Genomic DNA, 3339 nt, shown 5'->3' with positions numbered 1-3339 from the left:
GTGACGTCGTGGCCGGTGGCCTCGTGCCGGGCGAGGGCGGCTTCGAGGTACTCGTAGTACGGGCTGGTGAAGACCTCATCGGCGATCTCGCCGGTGGCGAAGGGTGCGATGTCGAGGAGGGCTTCCCACCGTTCGGTCTGGGCTTCGCGGGCGAGGAGGTCGTACTCGTCCAGCAGTGTGGCGATGGAGGCGTGCTTGTCGGCCTCGACCTGACGGGTCTCGGTGGCCGAGAGGTCGGCGTCGCTGCGGGCGAGTACCCGTGCGAGCTGCTCGACGCGGGTGAGTTCCTCGGGCGGGTCGAGGTGGGGTTCGACCTCGTGCGGGTCGGGCTGGATGATGTAGGCGTGGTTCTCGTGCATGCCGCGGGTCAGTCCGACGTAGAGCAGTTCGCGGGAGGCGGTGTCGGGGTCGACGAGGGTGTGCGCGGTGTCAACGGTCGAGCCCTGAACGCGATGGACCGTGGACGCGTAGCCGAGCTCGAGATGCTCCCGCACATACTTCGCGGGCAGCACGAGCCGTCGCCCGCGCGGAGTATCACCTTCGCCGAGCCGTCGCACCACCAGCGCCCCGTCCTTCCGGTGAGCGGTGACGTGCCAGCGGTCTCCGTTCTTCACCCACGACTTCCCGGTTGCGAGGCGGCGTTCGTTGCGGCGGGTGACGACGAGGTCACCGACTCCGGCCGTGGTGCCGTCGTGCAACGCCGCCCCAGTCTCGTGCACGAGGCCTGCGGCGATGAGGTCGGCGTGGGCACGCTGGTTGAGCTCGGCGACCATCTCCGCGTTCCCGGCGAGCATGAGCGTGGACACTCCCTGTTCGCGGTCGTGCTGCCAGGCGGTGTAGACGGCATCGAGCATCGCCTCGAGATCCCCGTCATGCAGCCGACGCTCGTCCTCGTAGGTGTCGAGTACCGCGTATTTGCCGTGCCGGAGGTCCCGAGAGGCGGCCTTCTCCCACTCGTGGACGAACCGGCGCACGGTGTGCAGCTCCGGGGCACGCCGGGGGGCGCGCACGAGCATCCCGAACGCCCCGCCCGTTTCCACCGAGGACAGCTGTGCCCAATCGCCGACCAGCACGATCTTCGCTCCGACCTCAGCGGCATGCGTGGCGAGGCGGTCGAGGGTCAGGGTGCCAGCGAGGGGGGCCTCGTCGACGATCACCAACTGCCCGGCCCGCAGGTCCCATCGGCCTTTGTCGTGTTCGTAGAGGAACTTCGGCACGTTCTCCGCCTGTATCCCGATCGATTCTCCGAGGACTTCGGCCGCGGTCGCTGACGGCGCGAGACCGATCACCGAGTCCTTCCCGTGACGGGCGGTCCAGGCCCGGTGCAGGCCACGCAGCGCCACAGTCTTCCCGGCACCGGCCGGCCCGACGAGCACATCGAGGCTGCGCCCGGACGTCGCGATCGCGGTGATCACCCCCCGCCTGATCCGCAGCGAGGCGTACGCCCTGGACCTTCCGGGCGACATGCCGTTTCACTAGCCGGTCCGGCAGGCGCGGGCCGTTCTTTGCGCGCCCGTGGGTGAGGAGGCGGGCCTCGGCGTCGAGGATGTCCTGACTGGTCATCATCACCTGATCGACGCCCTGGAACCGGTTCGACCCATCCGTCTGCACGTACTCCTCCGGTACGGCGCGGCCATAGGCCGGGGTCAGCCGCACCGACGCGGCCTCGGCGTGCTCGACGATCTGGTTGAGCACTCTGGTGCGCTCGGCGGTGGTGGTGAAGCGCAAGGGCATGAGTTGCCGCATCGCTTCGGCGTGCACATGCCAGCGCGTCCACGTCGCCCGCCGGTCGGCAACCTCGCGCATGACCACGTCCGTAATCTCGCCCAGCTGCTTCGGTGTCAGGTCGCTCGCCTGCAACGGGGCCTCGGCGAGACCGCGTGCACGCAGCTTGCGTGCCCAGGTTGTTGCATTCTCGCCGAGCAGGGTGGTGGCGCGGTTCCGCCAGTCGGCGGTGAGCTCGGCGAACGAGTGCAACTCCTTCTCCGGGCGGGTCTCCAGGGTTGCCTGCTGGCGCAGTCGCGTGATCGTCGTCTTCGACGGCGCGTGCCCGTGCTTGGCCACGTACTCCTCGATCAGCCACTGTGTCGCGGTCGCGATCCCTTCCCCGGCCCCGCCGGTGGTGCGGCGGGAGAACTCCGCGATCAGCCCGGCGGGCACGCCGTCGATCTCCCATCCGACATTCCGGTCTTTCCCGCGGTAGACCTCCACCCAGTTCACCCCCACCAGGGCCGCGGTGTGGTCGGTGAGGAACGCGTTATAGGACGCGGACAGGGCGACCGTGGCCCGGTGCAGGGTCCGCGAGTCCAGCGTCCGCCACCGGCCGTCAACACCTTGGACCTTGTTCGACACGACCAGATGCGTGTGCAGCTGCGGGTCCCCGGCGCGGCTGTCGTAGTGATCGAACGCGGTCGCGATCACTCCGGTGATCGGCATGCGCGCGATACCGCCCTTGCCCACCCGGGTTGCAGACACCCTCTGCTCCAGGAGCGCGAGCGTGTCGCGCATCGCCGCGTGATGGGCTTGCACGATCAGCTCCTGTGTCGCTGCGTCTGCAACACCCCACAGGGCGCTGAGCGACTTCATGGGCGAGAACGTGAGATCGAACCCCACAACAGCAGTCTTCGGCTTGAGCGCAATCTCCTCGGCCCGGATCTCATCGATCGCGTTCTGCCGCCGTGTTGCATCCAGTGCGGGGTCGAGCTGGTCGATGCGGGCAGCGATCCGTTCGGCCGGCGACCGCAAGCGCGGGAAGCGGGAGCCGAGCTTCGCGCCGGTCAGCGGGTGCACGCCCTGCCCGAGCAGCTTCTCCAGCTGCTCCTCGGTGACCGTGTCGCCGTCGGCGAGGGCGGGACCGTGGCCGGTGTCGAGGCTGTCCAGGCCGGAGCCGAGCCAGGTGCCCGGTGGGCAGCCGGTCTCGGTGTAGTAGCGGGTCAGCGGCGTACCGGACTCGCGCGCGGTGTCGCCGGTGGCCACGGACTTCATCAGGTACTCGTAGCCGCGCCTCGACGATATCACCCGGATGGTCATGACCATCACGCACCGCCTCTCGAGGCGGTCGCGATGGTGGACCGCCTTGGCGGTCAGGTGCGCGCCAGCGCACCCCAGCACCCGAGGTGCCAACAGTGTGTGGCGTATTAGGAAGTGCGGCGCCCTGGGCATCGGACGGTGCGAGCGCCGACGAGAGGCTGGATCGGGTTGGTCAGTGGATGCGGAAGCGGGCGCGGTATTCGGCCGGGGTGACGTTGAGGGCTCGGCGGAAGGCGCGGGTGGGGGTGTCGACGGTGTCGAATCCGCAGGCGGTTGCGATGCGGGTGAGGGTGGCGTCACTGGTTTCCA

At 69.1% G+C, this 3339-nt stretch carries 2 protein-coding genes and 1 pseudogene; all 3 read right to left on the bottom strand.

Annotated features, from left to right (window positions below; translation table 11 throughout):
* On the bottom strand, positions 1-1466 hold a 1466-nt coding region (locus HMPREF0183_RS13270), incomplete at its 3' end, for an ATP-dependent DNA helicase (protein WP_245527126.1).
* A gap of 520 nt (positions 1467-1986) precedes the next feature.
* Positions 1987-2985, bottom strand: a pseudogene (gene mobF, locus HMPREF0183_RS13265) (MobF family relaxase); the annotation flags it as partial.
* A gap of 217 nt (positions 2986-3202) precedes the next feature.
* A partial coding sequence (locus tag HMPREF0183_RS12815; RefSeq protein ID WP_005884098.1) for a helix-turn-helix domain-containing protein occupies positions 3203-3339 on the bottom strand: 137 nt, incomplete at its 5' end.

The sequence above is a fragment of the Brevibacterium mcbrellneri ATCC 49030 genome, assembly GCF_000178455.1.
Lineage (GTDB): Bacteria > Actinomycetota > Actinomycetes > Actinomycetales > Brevibacteriaceae > Brevibacterium > Brevibacterium mcbrellneri.
Note: the sequence above shows the minus strand (reverse complement) of the source record. Positions and strands in the feature narration are given on the sequence as shown.